Consider the following 18,445-nt stretch of genomic DNA (forward strand, 5'->3'; position numbering starts at 1 on the left):
GCCAACCCTGAAATCGGCCGAAAGGTCGATTCTTCCGCGTGGCCACGTCATCTTGGCCCGCGCTCTGTTGGTCCTGACGTGGCTTGTGGCACGATCGTGGGTAACCAAACCGGGCCACGTGTCACAGCGATCGCATGGGAGCAAGAGATGCGCGAAAAGACGCTAGGCCGGTGGATTGTGCGGTTGGCGGTGACCGTCGGGGCCGGCTCACTGGCGTTAGGGCTGTCGGCCGCCGCGGCTCATGCCGATACGTCCCAATACGCCCGATTCAATGCCCACCCGACCACTCTGGTTGGCGTGGCGCAACTGAGCCCGGCTCCGGAACCGATCTTCTTCACCGAAGACTTCACCTGGGACTGACCCGCTCGTCGCCGATGCAGCGGGACGGCGGTTGATCGTGGCCACTGCTGCATGCGATTGGGGAGCTGGTGCCTGCACCGAAGACGCCGATCAGGCGTGCTGACTCGCATGCCTGGATCGTCACCGGTCCGCTGATCTTGCTCGGGCTCGGCATGGCCCTGCCGGGCCTGCTCTCCGCGCAGTCGCGTCCAATCACCGACAACATCCTCTACGCGCCCGCGCTGCTGCTCTTCGCCATCCTGGCCACGCACATGCAGCTGCGCCTGGACGTGCGCCGGCAGGTGCTGGCGATCGGGATGAACGACGTGCCGATCCTGCTGGCGCTCTACTATCTGCCGCCCGCACTCGTCATCGTCATCCGAATCATCGCGAGCCTGACCTGGAACTTCTTCAACGTCCGGCCCGGCCCGCACAAGATCGCCTTCAACGCCGCAAGCCACTTCGCCGGCGTCTCGGCCGCCGTCCTGGTCATCTTCTCGTTCCCGCTCGGCGACGCCGAGCAGCCGCGGACCTGGCTGGTGCTCGCGTTCGCGATCGTCGCGAACAACGTCGTCACCCTGGCCGGCGTCGCCGGCGTCATGACGCTGGTCCAGGGCGTCGCCCACCTGCCGCAGTTCCTGCGCACGGCCCTGCCCGGCTTCGGGGTCATGGGCTTCGGCATCGTGCTCGGCCTCGTGATGCTGCTGACGCTGCAGGCCAGCCCCTGGGCCGTCCTGTTCCTGATCTTCATCGCCGTGGTGCTGGTGCTCGGCAACCGGGCCTACGCGCGGTTCCTGCGCCAGCACAAGAGCCTGATGGAGATGTACGGGCTGACCCGCGACATCGCCAGCACCAACCACGACGGCACCCTGCCCGACGTGCTGCTCGGCCGGGTCCGGGCGCTGCTCGTCGCCGACTCCGCGTCGCTCTGGCTCCCGCAGCACGGGCGGCACCAGGAGGTGCTGCTCTCCGCGCGCTTCGACTACCCGGGGCTGCTCGACGCCGCTCCGACGCCGGACATGTTCCGCGAGCTCGCGATGCGGACCGGGCGCACCGTCGCCGTCGGCCCGCACGTCGGCGACGCCGAGCTGCGCGCACCGCTGCAGGAGGCGTCGGTCAAGGACATCATCGTCGTCCCGCTGCTCTCCGGCGGCGTCACCATCGGAACGCTCGAGGTCGCCGGGCGGCTCGGCGAGCGCACCGCGTTCGGCAAGGACGACGTGCAGCTGATCGAGACGCTCGCGGCTCACACCGGCGTCGCGGTCGAGAACAGCCGGCTCGTCGACCGGCTCCAGTTCGACGCCAACCACGACTCGCTCACCGGCCTGGCCAACCGCCGCCGGATGCTCGAGGCGCTCGGCGAGGCGATGACCGGCCGCGGCCCGCGCGAGGTCGTGGCCGTGCTGCTCTTCGACGTCGTCGCGCTGCGCCAGGTCAACGACTCGCTCGGGCACGCCGCCGGCGACAAGGTGCTCGCCGAGGTGGCCCGGCGCCTGCGGGCCCTCGCGCCACAGGGCGCGCTGGTGGCCCGGGTCGGCGACGACGAGTTCGCGATCGAGCTGCGCACGGCCAGCGCCGACGCGGCCGCGACCGTCGCGGACACGTTGCGCCAGGGGCTGCGCGACCCGATGGTGATCGACTCGCTGACGATCGACATCGACACGTACGTCGGGATCTCGATCTATCCCGAGCACGGCTCGGACCCCGAGGAACTGGTGCAGCGGGCCCACGTGGCCACGCACGTCGCGAAGTCGCGGGGGATCGTGCAGGTCTTCAACGCCGGCCTGCAGTCCCGCGCGGTGCGGCGGGTCGGGCTCGCGGCCGACCTGCGCACGGCCCTCGCCGGCGGCGAGCTGGAGGTGTACTTCCAGCCGAAGGTCGCCCTCTCCGACCGCCGGCTCGTCGGCGTCGAGTGCCTGGCCCGCTGGGAACACCCCGTGCACGGCCAGGTCGCGCCGCCGGACTTCGTGGCCGTGGCCGAGCACACCGGCCAGCTCGGCCGCCTCAACGGCGTGGTTCTACGCGAGGGCATCCGCCACGCCCGCGAGTGGGCCGACGCCGGGCGGCCGCTCGTCGTCGCCGTGAACCTCTCGGCCCGCACACTGGGCGACTCGGACCTGCCGCTGCAGATCTCGGAGCTGCTCGACGAGCACGGCGTGCCCGCGGACCGGCTGATCCTGGAGATCGCCGAGGACGAGGGCCTGCTCGTCGGCGGCCGCGCCCTGTCGACCCTCACCCGCCTGCGCGACCTCGGCGTGCGGCTCTCCGTCGACGACTTCGGCGCCGGGCGCTCCTCGTTCGCCGACCTCAGCCGCCTGCCGGTGCAGGAGGTCAAGATCGACCGGACGTTCGTGCAGGGCATGGCGACCTCACCCAGCGACCTCGCCATCGTGCGCACGATCGTGGACATGGCCCGCAACTTCGAGCTCGACGTGGTCGCCGAGGGCGTGGAGAGCGAGCTCACGCTCGGGCTGCTCGAGGACATGCGCTGCGACATGGGCCAGGGCTTCCTGTTCAGCCGCCCGCTGCCCTACGAGCGCTTCGAGTCCTGGCTCCAGGTCCAGACCGCGGAGGACTCGGCCGAGGCCCCGGCGGGCGAGGTCCGCTGGCTGCGCGCCGTTCCGTAGCCCAAAGCGAAGGCATGGGCCGGCCGCAGGCGGAAGCACAGGACGACCCTCGAACGCCGCGCGCGAAGGGCCGGGACACGGGCCCAGACGCGCCGAAAAGGGCATCTGAGCTGCGAGAAGACCGAAAGTGGGTAAGTCGATTTCGTGCCCGGCCCGGGGCCGTGTACGCTTAGCGAGCGCGTGTGCGGGAACGTACGCGATGCGCCCCCTTAGCTCAGTCGGCAGAGCGTCTCCATGGTAAGGAGAAGGTCTACGGTTCGATTCCGTAAGGGGGCTCGAGACCGGGCTTGAGACATCGAGTCCGCCGCGGCGGTGTAGCTCAGATGGCAGAGCAAGCGGCTCATAATCGCTGTGTCGCCGGTTCAAGTCCGGCCACCGCTACAGAAGCACCACTGGGACGCCCGATTGGGCGTCCATCTGTGTGAGCCGCTATGATGGTTCGCTGGATCTGATTCCGCCCCACCTGAACGCTCTGAAGGAAGGCACTTCGCCATGGCCAAGGCGACCGACGTTCGTCCGAAGATCACGCTGGCGTGCACGGAGTGCAAAGAGCGGAACTACATCACGAAGAAGAACCGCCGCAACGACCCGGACCGCATTGAGCTGAAGAAGTTCTGCCCGCGCGATGGCAAGCACACCCTCCACCGCGAGACGCGCTAGTCGCTGCCGCAACACGATCTTTCGATGAGCCCCGGCCCCGATGGGACCGGGGCTTCATCGTGTTCGCGGGGGAGCCGGCGCAGGAACGACCGGCCTGCGACCGGAGCCGTTAGGCGTTACCGGTAAATTTCAGGTCATGCCGCTGGATCAGTCGTTCTTGGGCCGGGTGTACCCGCCGACCCCGCCCTACGAGGTGGGCCGGGAGAAGATCCGCGAGTTCGCGGACGCGGTCTTCGCCGCCGACCCCGTGCACCGCGACCTCGCCGAGGCGCGCGCGAGGGGCTACAGCGACGTGATCGCCCCGCCGACGTTCGCCATCATCCTGAGCCAGAACGCCGGCCAGCAGCTCGTCGACGACCCCTCGTTCGGCATGGACTACAGCCGGGTGGTGCACGGCGGCCAGACGTTCCGCTACGAGCGGCCGATCCAGGCCGGCGACCACCTCGTCACGGTGATGACGGTGGAGGAGATCAGCAGCCGGGCCGGCCACGCGTTCCTGACCACGCGGCACGAGGTGGCCACGGTCGAGGGCGAGGCCGTCGTGACGATCTGGACCCGGCTCGTGATTCGTGGGGAGGGCTGAACGATGCAGCCAGGCACCGAGTTCCCGGCCCAGACCTACCGGGTCACCAGGGCCACCCTGGTGCGCTACGCGGGCGCGTCCGGCGATTTCAACCCGATCCACTGGAGCGACCGTCAGGCGACCGCCGTCGGGCTGCCCGGCGTCATCGCGCACGGCATGCTGACCATGGGTCTGGCGGGCCAGGCGGTGGCGTGCTGGGTGGGCGGAACGGCCGCGATCGTGGAATTTTCCACCCGGTTCGCGAATCCGGTGGTCGTGCCCGACGACGACAAGGGCACCGAGGTGGTCATCAGCGGCGTGGTCAAGAAGATCCACGACGACGGCTTGGTGCAGATCGATGTGACCGCGACCTGCGAGGGGGACAAGGTCCTGGGGGCCGCGAAGGCACTCGTTCGAAACAACGACGACAACCGGTAGAGGGGGGTGGTTGGGATATCCCGCCGACAACCCGTACACTGGTCCGCCGTGGGGTGAGCAACCCGACACCGGCCTGTCCGGACCTGTCGGAGCTGCCTTCCTCACGAAGGGGTGTGGCGCAATTGGTAGCGCAGCGGTCTCCAAAACCGCAGGTTGCAGGTTCGAGTCCTGTCGCCCCTGCGCCGAAGGCCTGACCTGGGTCTGGTGCGCCCGGCCGGAAGGCCGGGACGTCGACCACAGCGGTCACGGTTGGTCCGACCGCGTGCCACCGGCTTCTCGCCGGTGTCCCGCGAACCGAGCCGAACCGGTGGTCGACGGGTCCAAGGGCCCGGGTTCTCGCTGTCGGCCGACACGGACCGAGCACTCGCGAGATCACGGAAGAGGGCGAAAGTGGCCGAACGCAGGCGACGCGGGACCAACCCCGCCGACGATCGCCGTGAAGAGGAGCTCAGCGCCGAGGACGCCGCCATCGAGGAAGAGTTCGCGGACGAGCTGGACAGCCTCGACGTCGATGACGAGATCGACGAGGACGATGACCTCGACGAGGAGACCGCGAGCAAGAACGGCCGGTCCAAGGACAAGTCCAAGGACGCCAAGTCGAAGGACCTCAAGACCAAAGACGGCAAGAAGGTCAAGGTCAAAGAGGGCGGCTCGAACAACATCTTCGTGCGGCTCATCAACTTCATCCGCGAGGTTGTCGCCGAGCTGCGTAAGGTTATCTGGCCGACCCGCAAAGAGCTGACCACCTACACCCTCGTGGTAGTGGTGTTCGTGATCATCATGCTGGCCATCGTCGGCGGCCTCGACTTCGGCTTCGCCAAGCTCGTCCTCTGGTCCTTCGGCAACGGCAACGCCGACCAGTAAGGGCGCCGGCCGATCGGGCGACATACCGCCGATGAAGGCCGGACCAGCACAGACGGCGACCCGAAGATCAGACAGACGGAAGTGAGCAGCGTGCAGGAATTCGACGAGACGCCCGGTACCGACGACGACGAGCAGCACGAGGAAACGTCGACGGTGATGACGGCCGACACCCCGCCGGTGACGGCCGACGCCGAGGACCCCGTCGCCGAGCTGCGTGCCGCACTGCGCTTCGCGCCCGGTGACTGGTACGTCGTGCACTCCTACGCCGGCTACGAGAACAAGGTCAAGACGAATCTCGAGACCCGCATCACGAGCCTCGACATGGAAGAGTTCATCTACCAGGTCGAGGTCCCGACTCGTGAAGAGGTCGAGATCAAGAACGGCAAACGCACCCAGGTGCAGAACAAGGTCTTTCCCGGCTACATCCTCGTCCGGATGGAGCTGACCCCGGAGTCGTACTCCTGCGTGCGCAACACGCCGGGCGTCACGGGCTTCGTCGGCGCGACGGACCGGGCCGACCGCCCGGCTCCGCTGTCGCTCGACGAGGTGCTCAAGTGGCTCGCCCCCGCCGTGCAGCAGGAGGGCGGGAAGAAGGCCGGCGGCAAGACCGAGGTCAAGGTCCTCGACTTCGAGGTCGGCGACTCCGTCACGGTCACCGACGGCGCCTTCGCCTCGCTCCAGGCGACCATCAGCGAGATCAACGCCGACCAGCAGAAGCTCAAGGTGCTGGTCTCGATCTTCGGTCGCGAGACCCCGGTCGAGCTCAACTTCAACCAGGTCACGAAGATCTGAGTCGCGACCCGGCCCGAGGCCAGGTCAAAGATCGAATTCGCCTGCGGTACGCTTGAGCGTCCGGCCTCAGTTGCCGGGCGCTCAGTCGTGCGTAGAGACCGCCGGTAAGGCGAACTCGAGAACAGCACGAAACCGAATTCCAGCCCAGGAAGACGAAAGCAGCCATGCCTCCGAAGAAGAAGCTCGTCAAGACCTTCACGCTTCAGTTGCCGGGCGGCCAGGCCACCCCGGCACCGCCGGTCGGTCCCGCCCTCGGTCAGCACGGCGTGAACATCATGGAGTTCGTCAAGGCGTACAACGCCCAGACGGAGTCCATGCGCGGTGACATCATCCCGGCGCAGATCAGCGTCTACGAGGACCGCACGTTCACCTTCATCCTCAAGACGCCGCCGGCCGCGCGCCTGCTGCTCAAGGCCGCCGGCGTGCCCAAGGGCTCCGGCGTCCCGCAGAAGGACAAGGTCGGCTCGATCACCAAGGCGCAGCTCCGCGAGGTCGCCGAGAAGAAGATGGCCGACCTGAACGCGAACGACATCGAGATGGCCGAGCGGATCATCGCCGGCACTGCCCGCTCCATGGGCATCGTCGTCAAGGACTGACGCACCGCACCGCAGCACCGATCGGCAGAAGTGGGAGGGCGCCCGAGGGCGTCCGCACTGAGACCACAGGAGAACTCAGCGACATGTCGCAGCACGGCAAGAACTACCGCAAGGTCGTCGACCTCGTCGACCGCAACGCGCTCTACAGCCCGATGGCCGCCGTCAAGCTCGCGAAGCAGACGACGACCGTGAAGTTCGACCCCACCGTCGAGGTGGCCATGCGCCTGGGCGTCGACCCGCGCAAGGCCGACCAGATGGTCCGGGGCACGGTCAACCTGCCGCACGGCACCGGCAAGACCGCCCGCGTCATCGTCTTCGCGCAGGGCGCGAAGGCCGCCGAGGCCGAGGCCGCCGGCGCCGACGCGGTGGGCACCGACGAGCTGGTTGCCCGCATTCAGGAGGGCTGGCTGGACTTCGACGCGGCGATCGCCACGCCCGACCAGATGGCCAAGATCGGCCGGATCGCGCGGATCCTGGGCCCGCGCGGCCTGATGCCGAACCCGAAGACGGGCACGGTGACCATGGACGTCACCAAGGCGGTCAACGAGATCAAGGGTGGCAAGATCACCTACCGGGTGGACAAGCACTCGAACCTGCACCTCATCATCGGCAAGGCGAGCTTCAGCGAGCAGCAGCTCGTGGAGAACTACGCGGCCGTGCTCGAGGAGGTCAACCGGGCGAAGCCCTCGGCGGCCAAGGGCAAGTACCTGCGGAAGATCTTCCTCACCACCACCATGGGCCCGGGCATCCCGGTCGACCCGAACAAGACGCGCAACCTCCTCGAGGACGACAGCGTCATCACCGCCGCGGAGTAGTCAGCAGACTCCCAGCCAAGCGGGAACATCCGGGACAGCGTGCCTGTGGCACGCTGTCCCGGTGCGTTTGCAGGACGTGTGGTATCGATACGGCCGCCGTGCACCCTGGACGCTGCGCGGGGTCGACCTGACCCTCGAGCCGGGGGAGACCGCGATCGTGGCCGGCCCGAACGGGTCGGGGAAGTCCACGCTGCTGCAGCTGGCGGCCGGTGTACTGCGGCCGGGGCGCGGCCTGGTCACGCAGCGGCCCCCGGTCGTCGGCTGGGTGCCCGAGCGCTTCCCGGCGGATCAGCCCTTCACGGCGCGCGCCCATCTGCGGCACATGGTGGCCATTCGCGGCCTGGACGCCACCGAGGACATCGAGCGGTGGGCGCGCCGGCTGAACTTCGAGCACTTTCTCGACGTCCGGCTCAACCGGCTCTCGAAGGGCTCGGCGCAGAAGGTCGGCCTGGTCCAGGCGCTCCTGCGCCCGCCCGGGCTGCTGGTGCTCGACGAGCCCTGGGAGGGTCTCGACGCGCAGACCCGCGAGCAGGTGCCCGCGATCGTCGCCGAGGTCGTCGGGCGCGGCGGGTCCGTGCTGGTCAGCGACCACCTGGGGGAGGTCGCACGGCTGCCCGGCGCGCGCCGCTGGCACGTCCGCGACGGTGAGGTGCACGCCGGCGACCGGCCGGCGCGCAAGACGGTGATCGAGCTGGCGGTCGACGCGTCGGAGGCGGGGGAAGCGGTCTCGCGGTTGCGCTCGGCCGGTTTCGACGTGGTGTCGGTACGCGACGAGGTGCCCCTGCCATGACCGCCCTGATCCGCATGCGGCTGACGGGGTTCGTCCAGACCGGCCGCGCCGCCGCGCCGCTGCTCGCCGCGCTCGTGGTGCTCTCCATCCTCTACGGCGGCGGCCAGGCCCAGGCCGGCGAGGCCTACGGCGTCTCCGCGGCCGTGCTGTTCGTGGTGCTCGCCTGGCAGACCAAGGTGCTGCTCGACGTCGAGCCGGACGTGCAGCGCCGCCTCGGCCGGGTCGCGGCCGGCGGCGCCGCGCGGGAGATCGCCGCCGGCCTGGCCGCCGGCCTGGTCGCCGGGCTGCCCCTGATCCTCATCGCGATGGTCCTGCCGTGGGTCGTCAACGGCGTGACCACGCCGGGTCCCGGCGACCCGTCGCTGGCCACCGGCGTCGCGCTCGGCCTGTGGGCGCACCTGCTGCTCCTGCTGCCGGCCGTGGTGCTCGGCGCGCTGGCCAGCCGCGCGGTGACCCTGCAGGCGGCGCGCGGGCTGACCGTGCTCGTGGCCGGCATCGTGTTCACGATCGTCTTCGGCCTCAAGAGCTTCCCGGCGCCCTGGCTCGCCCCGCCGGTGATGGCCGCGGCCCGCGATACGGTCGGCGGAGCCCACCTTCCCACGCTCGCGGTCACCACCCTGTGGGGCATCGCGTGGACCACAATCTTCATGATCATTTACGGCCGCCTGCGGCTCGACCGCGCCTGATTTGGAAAAACGTCGAACCGTCGCGTACTTTGGTAGCGCAAACCCGAAGACCGCTGGTCATGTCCGCGTGAGCGGACATCGAAGGCCCCGCCGCAATGCGGGCGACCCGCGCAGGGACGCGAACATGGTGTGAATGCCGGCGCCGCAAAGTGCCGCCCTCCGCTCCGAGCGCCCCTGCGCCCGGGGCGTTTTTCATTGCTGGGGCCAATTGACTGGCACCGAAGCAACGAGAGAGGAGGGACATGGCGGACAAGCCGGTTCGAGACGACAAGGCCACGGCAGTCGCGGAGCTCACCGAGCAGTTCCGGGGCTCCTCGGCCACCGTGCTGACCGAGTACCGCGGCCTCACCGTGGCGCAGCTCAAGACCCTGCGCCGCAGCCTGGGCCGCGAGACCACGTACGCCGTCGCGAAGAACACGCTCGCGAAGCGTGCCGCGACGGACGCGGGCATCAGCGGGCTCGACGATTTGTTCTCCGGTCCTACCGCGCTCGCCTTCGTCGGCGGCGACCCGGTGGAGGCGGCCAAGAGCCTCCGCGAGTTCGCGAAGACCAACCCGATGCTCGTCATCAAGGGTGGTGTCTTCGAGGGCAAGGCCATCAGCGCGGACGAGGTCCGTCGCCTGGCCGACCTGGAGTCCCGTGAGGTGCTGCTGGCGAAGCTGGCCGGCGCCATGAAGGGCAACCTGAGCAAGGCGGCGGCGCTGTTCCAGGCTCCGCTGTCGAAGGCGGCCCGCACCGCCCAGGCTCTGGTGGACAAGCGCGCGCAGGAAGCCGGTGGCGAGGCCGAGTAAGTCCGGCCCGCCCCGATACCCAAACTTTTGAGAGGAAACGCCACCATGGCGAAGCTGAGCACCGACGAACTCCTCGACGCGTTCAAGGAGATGACGCTGATCGAGCTCTCCGAGTTCGTGAAGCAGTTCGAAGAGGTCTTCGAGGTCACCGCGGCCGCCCCGGTCGCCATCGCCGCCGCCGGCGGCCCGGCCGCCGCGGCCCCCGAGGTCGAGGAGAAGACCGAGTTCGACGTCATCCTCGAGGGTGACGGTGGCAAGAAGATCCAGGTCATCAAGGTCGTGCGCGAGCTGACCGGCCTGGGCCTCAAGGAGGCCAAGGACCTCGTCGAGGCCGCGCCGAAGGCCGTCCTCGAGAAGGCCAACAAGGAGAACGCCGACAAGGCCAAGGCGAAGCTCGAGGCCGAGGGCGCCAAGGTTACCCTCAAGTAACTCAGCGTCGATCAAGGACGGCCGCCGGACTCCGGCGGCCGTCTTTTTTGTCAGCAACTTGTAAGGACCCCAAGATCTAGGGGGCCGACCACAACACTTAGTGGTCGGCGTGCGAGATATCTGTCACGAAGCCCCGACGCGCGTGGGAACCCTTGACGCGGTGACCGGCGGCCAGGCACGCTAATCAGGCACTGCCTTCCGCGGACGCGGTGGGCCGGGCGGACCGACTAGATGTGCCCCGATCCTTCTTGGGTCCGGCTCAGCGCGCATCAACAGGGAACCGCAGGCCACGACCGTCGCGAGCGGCCCGGCCGGTGGAGAAACGATCTTCGCAAAAGGTCGTTGGAAACATCGTGCACGATGCCGCTGGACAGCGGTGAGCCTCTCGGCTACACTGCTAGTTTGCGCTGTCTTCTGACTTCACCTTCGGCGTGAGGTGTCCCTTCGTGGGCTCCTCCACATCGGGGGTCGTCAGGCTGCACGCGAAACGGCCTGTCTGCAACACCGGTCCTCGGAAGGACGCATCTTGGCAGCTTCCCGCCCTGCGAAGACCAGTTCGAGCGCTTACGCTCCCCGCCGGGTCTCCTTCGGCAGGATCACCGAACACCTAGAGGTTCCCAACCTCCTTGCCATCCAAACCGACTCGTTCGACTGGCTGGTTGGCAACGAGAATTGGCAGAGCCGCTCGGCCGGTGATCAGCACGCCCGTTCCGGGCTCGCGGAGATCCTCGATGAGATCAGTCCTATTGAGGACTTCTCCGGCACGATGTCACTGTCGTTCTCCGCGCCCCGCTTCGACGAGGTCAAGGCCCCGATCGAGGAGTGCAAGGAGAAGGACCTCACCTACTGCGCCCCGCTGTTCGTGACCGCGGAGTTCACCAACCACACCACCGGCGAGATCAAGAGCCAGACGGTGTTCATGGGTGACTTCCCGATGATGACGCCCAAGGGCACCTTCATCATCAACGGCACCGAGCGCGTCGTGGTGAGCCAGCTCGTCCGCTCCCCGGGCGTGTACTTCGACAAGCAGCCGGACAAGACCTCCGACCGCGACCTCACCAGCGTCAAGGTCATCCCGAGCCGGGGTGCCTGGCTTGAGTTCGACATCGACAAGCGCGACACCGTCGGTGTCCGCATCGACCGCAAGCGTCGGCAGGCGGTCTCCGTCCTGCTCAAGGCCATCGGCTGGTCCGCCGAGCGTATCCGTGAGAAGTTCGGCTGGTCCGAGCTCATGATGACCACGCTCGAGAAGGACCACATCGCCGGCCAGGACGAGGCGCTGCTGGACATCTACCGCAAGCTGCGGCCGGGTGAGCCGCCGACGCGGGAGAACGCGCAGAACCTCCTCGACAACCTGTTCTTCAACCCGAAGCGGTACGACGTCGCCAAGGTTGGTCGATACAAGTTCAACAAGAAGCTCGAACTGGACGTGCCGATCAACCAGGGCGTCCTGACCGAAGAGGACATCGTCGCCACGGTCGAGTACCTCTGCCGCCTGCACACGGGCGAAGAGGGCTACGAGGCCGACGACATCGACCACTTCGGCAACCGTCGCCTGCGCACGGTCGGCGAGCTCATCCAGAACCAGGTCCGCGTGGGCCTGTCCCGGATGGAGCGCGTCGTCCGCGAGCGCATGACGACCCAGGACGTCGAGGCGATCACGCCGCAGACCCTGATCAACATCCGCCCCGTCGTGGCGGCGATCAAGGAGTTCTTCGGCACCTCCCAGCTGTCGCAGTTCATGGACCAGACCAACCCGCTGGCGGGCCTGACCCACCGGCGCCGGCTGAGCGCGCTCGGCCCGGGTGGTCTGTCCCGTGAGCGGGCCGGCTTCGAGGTCCGCGACGTGCACCCGTCCCACTACGGCCGCATGTGCCCGATCGAGACCCCTGAGGGTCCCAACATCGGTCTCATCGGCGCGCTCTCGACGTTCGCGCGGGTCAACCCGTTCGGCTTCGTCGAGACGCCCTACCGCAAGGTCGTCGACGGCCGGGTGACCGACCAGATCGACTACCTGACCGCGGACGAAGAGGACCGGTTCGTCAAGGCCCAGGCCAACGCCCCGCTGAAGAGCGACGGCAACTTCGCCGAGGACCGCATCCTGGTTCGCCGAAAGGGCGGTGAGGTCGACAACGTCCCCGCCGACCAGGTGGACTACATGGACGTGTCGCCGCGGCAGATGACCTCGGTCGCGACGGCGATGATCCCGTTCCTCGAGCACGACGACGCCAACCGGGCACTGATGGGCGCGAACATGCAGCGCCAGGCCGTGCCGCTGGTCAAGGCGGAGTCGCCGCTGGTCGGCACCGGCATGGAGTACCGTGCCGCCGTCGACGCCGGCGACGTGGTCGTGGCCGAGGTCGGCGGGGTCGTCGAGGACATGTGCGCCGACTACGTCACCATCCACCAGGACGACGGCCACCGTCGCACCTACCTGCTGCACAAGTTCCGCCGCTCCAACTCCGGCTCCTGCGTCAACCAGAAGCCGGTGATCTTCGAGGGCGACCGGGTCGAGGCGGGGCAGGTCATCGCCGACGGCCCGTGCACCGACGAGGGCGAGATGGCGCTCGGGCGCAACCTGCTCGTGGCGTTCATGCCCTGGGAGGGCCACAACTACGAAGACGCGATCATCCTGTCCCAGAAGCTGGTGCAGAACGACGTCCTCACCTCGATCCACATCGAGGAGCACGAGGTCGACGCGCGCGACACCAAGCTGGGGCCGGAGGAGATCACCCGCGACATCCCGAACGTCAGCGAGGAGATGCTCGCCGACCTCGACGAGCGGGGGATCATCCGGATCGGCGCCGAGGTCGTCACCGGCGACATCCTCGTCGGCAAGGTCACGCCCAAGGGTGAGACCGAGCTGACCCCGGAGGAGCGGCTGCTGCGCGCGATCTTCGGTGAGAAGGCCCGCGAGGTCCGCGATACCAGCCTGAAGGTGCCGCACGGCGAGACCGGCACGGTCATCGGCGTGCGGACGTTCAGCCGCGAGGACGGCGACGAGCTGTCCCCGGGCGTGAACGAGCTGGTGCGCGTCTACGTGGCCCAGAAGCGGAAGATCCAGGACGGCGACAAGCTCGCCGGCCGCCACGGCAACAAGGGTGTCATCTCGAAGATCCTGCCCGTCGAGGACATGCCGTTCCTCGAGGACGGGACCCCGGTCGACATCGTGCTCAACCCGCTCGGCGTGCCGAGCCGTATGAACATCGGCCAGGTGTTGGAGACCCACCTCGGGTGGGTGGCCAAGACCGGCTGGAAGATCGACGGCGACGAGCACGAGTGGCAGCGCGCCCTGAAGGCCATCAACGCGGGGGAGTCCGAGCCGGACACCAACGTGGCGACCCCGGTCTTCGACGGCGCCAAGGAGGAGGAGATCGCCGGCCTGCTGAGCAGCACGCTGCCCAACCGGGACGGCAACCAGCTCATCGGGGCCAGTGGCAAGGCGCGGCTGTTCGACGGCCGCTCCGGCGAGCCGCTCCCGGACCCGATCGCGGTTGGCTACATCTACATCCTGAAGCTCAACCACCTGGTCGACGACAAGATCCACGCTCGCTCCACCGGCCCCTACTCCATGATCACGCAGCAGCCGCTGGGTGGTAAGGCGCAGTTCGGTGGCCAGCGCTTCGGTGAGATGGAGTGCTGGGCGATGCAGGCCTACGGCGCGGCCTACGCGCTGCAGGAGCTGCTGACGATCAAGTCCGACGACGTCCTCGGACGCGTCAAGGTCTACGAGGCGATCGTCAAGGGCGAGAACATCCCGGAACCGGGCATCCCGGAGTCCTTCAAGGTGCTCCTCAAGGAGCTGCAGTCGCTGTGCCTGAACGTCGAGGTGCTCTCCAGCGACGGCGTGGCCCTCGAGATGCGCGAGACGGACGACGAGGTGTTCCGCGCGGCCGAGGAGTTGGGCATCGACCTCTCGCGGCGCGAGCCGAGCAGCGTCGAGGAAGTCTGATATCGCGGGCGGCGCTCCTGCGGGGGCGCCGCCTCGCCGGCCCGTTGAGGACCGGCACGCGACCTAGCAATTACCCGAGCAACTGAATCGTGAGGACATAGACGAAGTGCTCGACGTCAACTACTTCGACGAGCTCCGCATCGGCCTGGCCACGGCCGACGACATCCGCCAGTGGTCGCACGGCGAGGTCAAGAAGCCCGAGACCATCAACTACCGCACCCTGAAGCCGGAAAAGGACGGGCTCTTCTGCGAGAAGATCTTCGGTCCGACCCGGGACTGGGAGTGCTACTGCGGTAAGTACAAGCGGGTCCGCTTCAAGGGCATCATCTGCGAGCGCTGCGGCGTCGAGGTGACCCGGGCGAAGGTCCGCCGTGAGCGCATGGGCCACATCGAGCTCGCCGCGCCGGTCACGCACATCTGGTACTTCAAGGGTGTGCCCAGCCGCCTCGGCTACCTGCTCGACCTGGCGCCGAAGGACCTCGAGAAGATCATCTACTTCGCGTCGTACGTGATCACCAGCGTCGACAAGGAGGCTCGCCACCGCGACCTCGCCACCCTCGAGAACGAGGTGTCGGCCGAGAAGCGGCAGGCGGAGAACGCGCGCGACTCCGAGATCGAGAAGCGGGCCGCCAAGCTGGAGCAGGACCTGGCCGAGCTCGAGGCCGAGGGTGCGAAGGCCGACGTGCGCCGCAAGGTCAAGGAGGCCGGCGAGCGCGAGATGCGGCAGATCCGTGACCGCGCGCAGCGCGAGATCGACCGCCTCGACGAGGTCATGGACACGTTCCGCAAGCTGGAGCGCAAGAACCTCATCACCGACGAGCTGCTCTACCGCGAGCTGCGCGACCGGTTCGGTGAGTACTTCAACGGCTCCATGGGCGCCGAGGCGATCAAGGCCCTGCTCGAGAACCTGGACCTCGAGGACGAGGCCGAGCTGCTGCGCGAGACCATTCGCAGCGGCAAGGGCCAGCGCAAGATCCGGGCGCTCAAGCGCCTCAAGGTCGTCGCCGCGTTCCTCAACACCGCGAACTCGCCGCTGGGCATGGTGCTGGACTGCGTCCCGGTCATCCCGCCGGACCTGCGCCCGATGGTGCAGCTCGACGGTGGCCGCTTCGCCACCAGCGACCTCAACGACCTGTACCGCCGGGTCATCAACCGCAACAACCGGCTCAAGCGCCTGATCGACCTGGGTGCCCCGGAGATCATCGTCAACAACGAGAAGCGGATGCTGCAGGAGGCCGTCGACGCGCTGTTCGACAACGGCCGCCGCGGTCGTCCCGTCACCGGCCCGGGCAACCGGCCGCTGAAGTCGCTGTCCGACATGCTCAAGGGCAAGCAGGGCCGGTTCCGGCAGAACCTGCTCGGCAAGCGCGTCGACTACTCCGGCCGTTCGGTCATCGTCGTCGGCCCGCAGCTCAAGCTGCACCAGTGCGGCCTGCCGAAGCAGATGGCCCTGGAGCTGTTCAAGCCGTTCGTGATGAAGCGCCTGGTGGATCTCAACCACGCGCAGAACATCAAGTCGGCCAAGCGCATGGTCGAGCGTCAGCGCCCGGTCGTGTGGGACGTGCTGGAGGAGGTCATCGCGGAGCACCCGGTGCTGCTCAACCGCGCGCCGACCCTGCACCGTCTGGGCATCCAGGCCTTCGAGCCGCAGCTGGTCGAGGGCAAGGCGATCCAGATCCACCCGCTCGTCTGCACCGCCTTCAACGCCGACTTCGACGGCGACCAGATGGCTGTGCACGTGCCGCTGTCCGCGGAGGCGCAGGCCGAGGCCCGCATCCTCATGCTGTCCAGCAACAACATCCTCAAGCCGGCCGACGGCAAGCCGGTCACCATGCCTACCCAGGACATGGTCATCGGCCTGTACCACCTCACGCACATCCAGAAGAACCTGCTCGGCGAGGGGCGCACGTTCAGCTCCGACGCCGAGGCGCGGATGGCGTTCGACAACGGCGAGCTGCACCTGCAGGCGCCCGTCAAGATCCGGCTCAAGGAGCTCATCGGGGTCGACAACGGCGCCGGTGCCGAGCCGTGGGAGGCGCCGGAGGGCTGGCAGCCGGGCGACACGGTCACGATCGAGACCACGCTCGGGCGCGTGCTGTTCAACGAGGCGCTCCCCGTCGGGTACCGCTTCGTGAACTACGAGATCCGCAAGGGTCAGCTGTCGGCGATCGTCAACGACCTCGCCGAGCGCTTCCCCAAGGTCTCCCTCGCGGCGGCCCTGGACGCGCTGAAGCTGGCCGGTTTCCACTGGGCCACCTGGTCCGGCGTCACCATCGGCATGGAGGACGTCATCCAGCCGCCTCGCAAGCGCGAGATTCTCGAGCGCTACGAGAAGGAGGCCGAGCGGATCGACAAGCAGTACCAGCGTGGTCTCATGACCGCCGAGGAGCGCCGCGGCGAGCTCATCGAGATCTGGACCAAGGCGACCGGCGAGGTGGCCAAGGAGATGGAGAGCGCGCTGCCGCGCGAGAACCCGCTGTGGAAGATGATCAACTCGGGTGCCCGCGGTAACCTCCTCCAGCTCCGCCAGATCGCCGCGATCCGTGGCCTGGTGGCCAACCCGAAGGGCGAGATCATCCCGCGGCCGATCAAGGCCAGCTACCGGGAGGGTCTGTCCGTGCTGGAGTACTTCATCTCCACGCACGGTGCCCGCAAGGGTCTGGCCGACACCGCGCTGCGGACCGCCGACTCGGGTTACCTGACCCGTCGTCTGGTCGACGTCTCGCAGGACGTCATCATCCGCGAGGAGGACTGCGGCACCGACCGCGCCATCCCGATGGCGGTCGGCGAGCTGGTCGACGGCGTGCTGCGCATCCACCAGCACGCGGAGACCGGTGTGCACGCGCGCACCCTCGCCGACGACGTGCGGGACAAGGACGGCCGGATGGTCGCCGAGCGGGGCACGGACATCAACTCGATGGTCGTGGACCTGCTGGTCGCGGCCGGCACCGAGAACGTCCGGGTCCGCAGCGTGCTCACCTGCGAGTCGAAGCTGGGCGTCTGCGGCGCCTGCTACGGCCGGTCGCTGCCCACGGGCAAGACGGTCGACGTCGGCGAGGCGGTCGGCATCATCGCCGCCCAGTCCATCGGTGAGCCGGGCACGCAGCTGACGATGCGTACCTTCCACACCGGTGGTGTCGCGGGTGAGGACATCACCCAGGGTCTGCCGCGTGTCACGGAGATCTTCGAGGCCCGCGTGCCGAAGGGTAAGGCGCCCATCGCCGACACCCCCGGCCGCGTGCGCATCGAGGACGGCGAGCGGATGCGGAAGATCATCATCGTGCCGGACGACGGCAGCGACGAGATCGTCCACGACAAGCTCAGCCGCCGCGTCAAGCTGCGGATCCAGGACGGCGAGCACGTCGAGGTCGGCGAGAAGCTGACCGAGGGCACGATCGACCCGCACGAGCTGCTGCGCATCATGGGTCCCCGGGCGGTGCAGGTGCACCTGACGTCCGAGGTCCAGGAGGTGTACCGCTCGCAGGGTGTGCTCATCCACGACAAGCACATCGAGATCATCATCCGCCAGATGCTCAAGCGGGTGACGGTCATCGACTCCGGCTCGACCGAGTTCCTGCCGGGCGTGCTCGTCGACCGCGCGATGTTCGAGGCGGAGAACCGCCGCGTCGTCGCCGAGGGCGGTGAGCCGGCCGCGGGTCGTCCGGTGCTCATGGGTATCACCAAGGCGTCGCTGGCGACGGAGTCGTGGCTGTCCGCGGCCTCGTTCCAGGAGACGACCCGGGTGCTGACCGATGCCGCGATCCACGCGCGCAGCGACTCGCTGATCGGTCTGAAGGAGAACGTCATCATCGGTAAGCTCATCCCGGCCGGTACGGGCATCAGCAAGTACCGCAGCATCCGGGTCGAGCCGACCGAGGAGGCGAAGGCGAAGGTCTACTCGATGACGGGCTACCCGGAGGCCGACTACGGCTTCGGGCCCGCGAGCGGCCAGGCCGTCCCGCTGGACGACTTCGACCTGGGCTCCTTCCGCTAGGCTCCTTGCACTGGGCTCATTGCGCTGGGCCGGGTAAGAGCGATCTGAACAAGCGCAGGGGCGGGGACCTTCAGGGGTCTCCGCCCCTTCGTCGTTCACCGGATAGAGTC

Annotated in this window: 14 protein-coding genes, 3 tRNA genes and 1 pseudogene; all 18 read left to right on the forward strand. The window is 68.2% G+C overall.

Annotated elements, in window-relative coordinates:
• Positions 1-147 precede the first annotated feature (147 nt).
• The 18 genes and pseudogenes from AC6JBM_RS47355 to AC6JBM_RS47440 all read left to right on the forward strand — a co-directional run bounded on the left by AC6JBM_RS47355 (position 148) and on the right by AC6JBM_RS47440 (position 18,335).
• Positions 148-360, forward strand: a complete 213-nt coding sequence (locus AC6JBM_RS47355; protein WP_497980187.1) for a hypothetical protein — start codon at positions 148-150, stop codon at positions 358-360.
• 68 nt (positions 361-428) lie between these two features.
• Positions 429-2,966 (forward strand): putative bifunctional diguanylate cyclase/phosphodiesterase, encoded by a 2,538-nt coding sequence (locus AC6JBM_RS47360; protein ID WP_497980188.1) that lies wholly within the window; start codon positions 429-431, stop codon positions 2,964-2,966.
• Positions 2,967-3,169: 203 nt separating this feature from the next.
• Positions 3,170-3,242 (forward strand) — tRNA-Thr (locus tag AC6JBM_RS47365).
• A gap of 32 nt (positions 3,243-3,274) precedes the next feature.
• Positions 3,275-3,347, forward strand: a tRNA-Met gene (locus tag AC6JBM_RS47370).
• Between the two features lie 111 nt (positions 3,348-3,458).
• Positions 3,459-3,626 carry a 50S ribosomal protein L33 gene (gene rpmG, locus AC6JBM_RS47375; protein ID WP_350619868.1) on the forward strand — a complete coding sequence of 56 codons (168 nt, stop codon included), beginning with the start codon at positions 3,459-3,461 and terminating at the stop codon, positions 3,624-3,626.
• A 136-nt stretch (positions 3,627-3,762) separates the two neighbouring features.
• On the forward strand, positions 3,763-4,209 hold the full coding sequence (locus AC6JBM_RS47380; RefSeq protein WP_497980189.1) for an FAS1-like dehydratase domain-containing protein: 447 nt from the start codon (positions 3,763-3,765) through the stop codon (positions 4,207-4,209).
• 3 nt (positions 4,210-4,212) lie between these two features.
• On the forward strand, positions 4,213-4,626 hold the full coding sequence (locus AC6JBM_RS47385) for a MaoC family dehydratase (protein ID WP_433080840.1): 414 nt from the start codon (positions 4,213-4,215) through the stop codon (positions 4,624-4,626).
• Between the two features lie 107 nt (positions 4,627-4,733).
• Positions 4,734-4,806 (forward strand) — tRNA-Trp (locus AC6JBM_RS47390).
• 210 nt (positions 4,807-5,016) lie between these two features.
• On the forward strand, positions 5,017-5,490 hold the full coding sequence (gene secE, locus AC6JBM_RS47395; RefSeq protein WP_497980190.1) for a preprotein translocase subunit SecE: 474 nt from the start codon (positions 5,017-5,019) through the stop codon (positions 5,488-5,490).
• Between the two features lie 192 nt (positions 5,491-5,682).
• Positions 5,683-6,282, forward strand: a pseudogene (nusG, locus tag AC6JBM_RS47400) (transcription termination/antitermination protein NusG); the annotation flags it as partial.
• 164 nt (positions 6,283-6,446) lie between these two features.
• Positions 6,447-6,878, forward strand: coding sequence for a 50S ribosomal protein L11 (gene rplK, locus AC6JBM_RS47405; protein WP_350619877.1), 432 nt, complete (start codon positions 6,447-6,449; stop codon positions 6,876-6,878).
• A gap of 83 nt (positions 6,879-6,961) precedes the next feature.
• Positions 6,962-7,693, forward strand: a complete 732-nt coding sequence (rplA, locus tag AC6JBM_RS47410; RefSeq protein WP_497980191.1) for a 50S ribosomal protein L1 — start codon at positions 6,962-6,964, stop codon at positions 7,691-7,693.
• A gap of 61 nt (positions 7,694-7,754) precedes the next feature.
• A complete protein-coding gene (locus tag AC6JBM_RS47415) occupies positions 7,755-8,483 on the forward strand; it encodes an ATP-binding cassette domain-containing protein (protein ID WP_497980192.1) in 729 nt (242 codons plus the stop codon).
• Positions 8,480-9,169 carry a hypothetical protein gene (locus AC6JBM_RS47420; RefSeq protein ID WP_497980193.1) on the forward strand — a complete coding sequence of 230 codons (690 nt, stop codon included), beginning with the start codon at positions 8,480-8,482 and terminating at the stop codon, positions 9,167-9,169. Before AC6JBM_RS47415 ends, AC6JBM_RS47420 begins: the two co-directional genes overlap by 4 nt.
• Before the next feature lie 242 nt (positions 9,170-9,411).
• Positions 9,412-9,960: a 50S ribosomal protein L10 gene (gene rplJ, locus AC6JBM_RS47425; protein WP_350619886.1), complete on the forward strand. Its 549-nt coding sequence runs from the start codon at positions 9,412-9,414 to the stop codon at positions 9,958-9,960.
• Positions 9,961-10,005: 45 nt separating this feature from the next.
• A complete protein-coding gene (gene rplL, locus AC6JBM_RS47430) occupies positions 10,006-10,389 on the forward strand; it encodes a 50S ribosomal protein L7/L12 (RefSeq protein WP_497980194.1) in 384 nt (127 codons plus the stop codon).
• A 526-nt stretch (positions 10,390-10,915) separates the two neighbouring features.
• Positions 10,916-14,341 (forward strand): DNA-directed RNA polymerase subunit beta, encoded by a 3,426-nt coding sequence (gene rpoB / locus AC6JBM_RS47435; protein ID WP_433080826.1) that lies wholly within the window; start codon positions 10,916-10,918, stop codon positions 14,339-14,341.
• 106 nt (positions 14,342-14,447) lie between these two features.
• The gene (locus tag AC6JBM_RS47440) at positions 14,448-18,335 is read left to right on the forward strand and encodes a DNA-directed RNA polymerase subunit beta' (protein WP_497980195.1); all 3,888 of its coding nucleotides are present in this window, start codon (positions 14,448-14,450) and stop codon (positions 18,333-18,335) included.
• Positions 18,336-18,445 lie beyond the last annotated feature (110 nt).

Source organism: Dactylosporangium thailandense (assembly GCF_059739745.1).

Excerpts from the sequence above, each read along its gene's own strand:
- rplK (WP_350619877.1), top strand. The coding sequence starts at position 6,447 with ATGCCTCCGAAGAAGAAGCTCGTCAAGACCTTCACGCTTCAGTTGCCG.
- AC6JBM_RS47385 (WP_433080840.1), top strand. The coding sequence starts at position 4,213 with ATGCAGCCAGGCACCGAGTTCCCGGCCCAGACCTACCGGGTCACCAGG.
- AC6JBM_RS47420 (WP_497980193.1), top strand. The coding sequence starts at position 8,480 with ATGACCGCCCTGATCCGCATGCGGCTGACGGGGTTCGTCCAGACCGGC.
- rplL (WP_497980194.1), top strand. The coding sequence starts at position 10,006 with ATGGCGAAGCTGAGCACCGACGAACTCCTCGACGCGTTCAAGGAGATG.
- rplJ (WP_350619886.1), top strand. The coding sequence starts at position 9,412 with ATGGCGGACAAGCCGGTTCGAGACGACAAGGCCACGGCAGTCGCGGAG.
- rplA (WP_497980191.1), top strand. The coding sequence starts at position 6,962 with ATGTCGCAGCACGGCAAGAACTACCGCAAGGTCGTCGACCTCGTCGAC.
- AC6JBM_RS47380 (WP_497980189.1), top strand. The coding sequence starts at position 3,763 with ATGCCGCTGGATCAGTCGTTCTTGGGCCGGGTGTACCCGCCGACCCCG.
- AC6JBM_RS47355 (WP_497980187.1), top strand. The coding sequence starts at position 148 with ATGCGCGAAAAGACGCTAGGCCGGTGGATTGTGCGGTTGGCGGTGACC.
- rpmG (WP_350619868.1), top strand. The coding sequence starts at position 3,459 with ATGGCCAAGGCGACCGACGTTCGTCCGAAGATCACGCTGGCGTGCACG.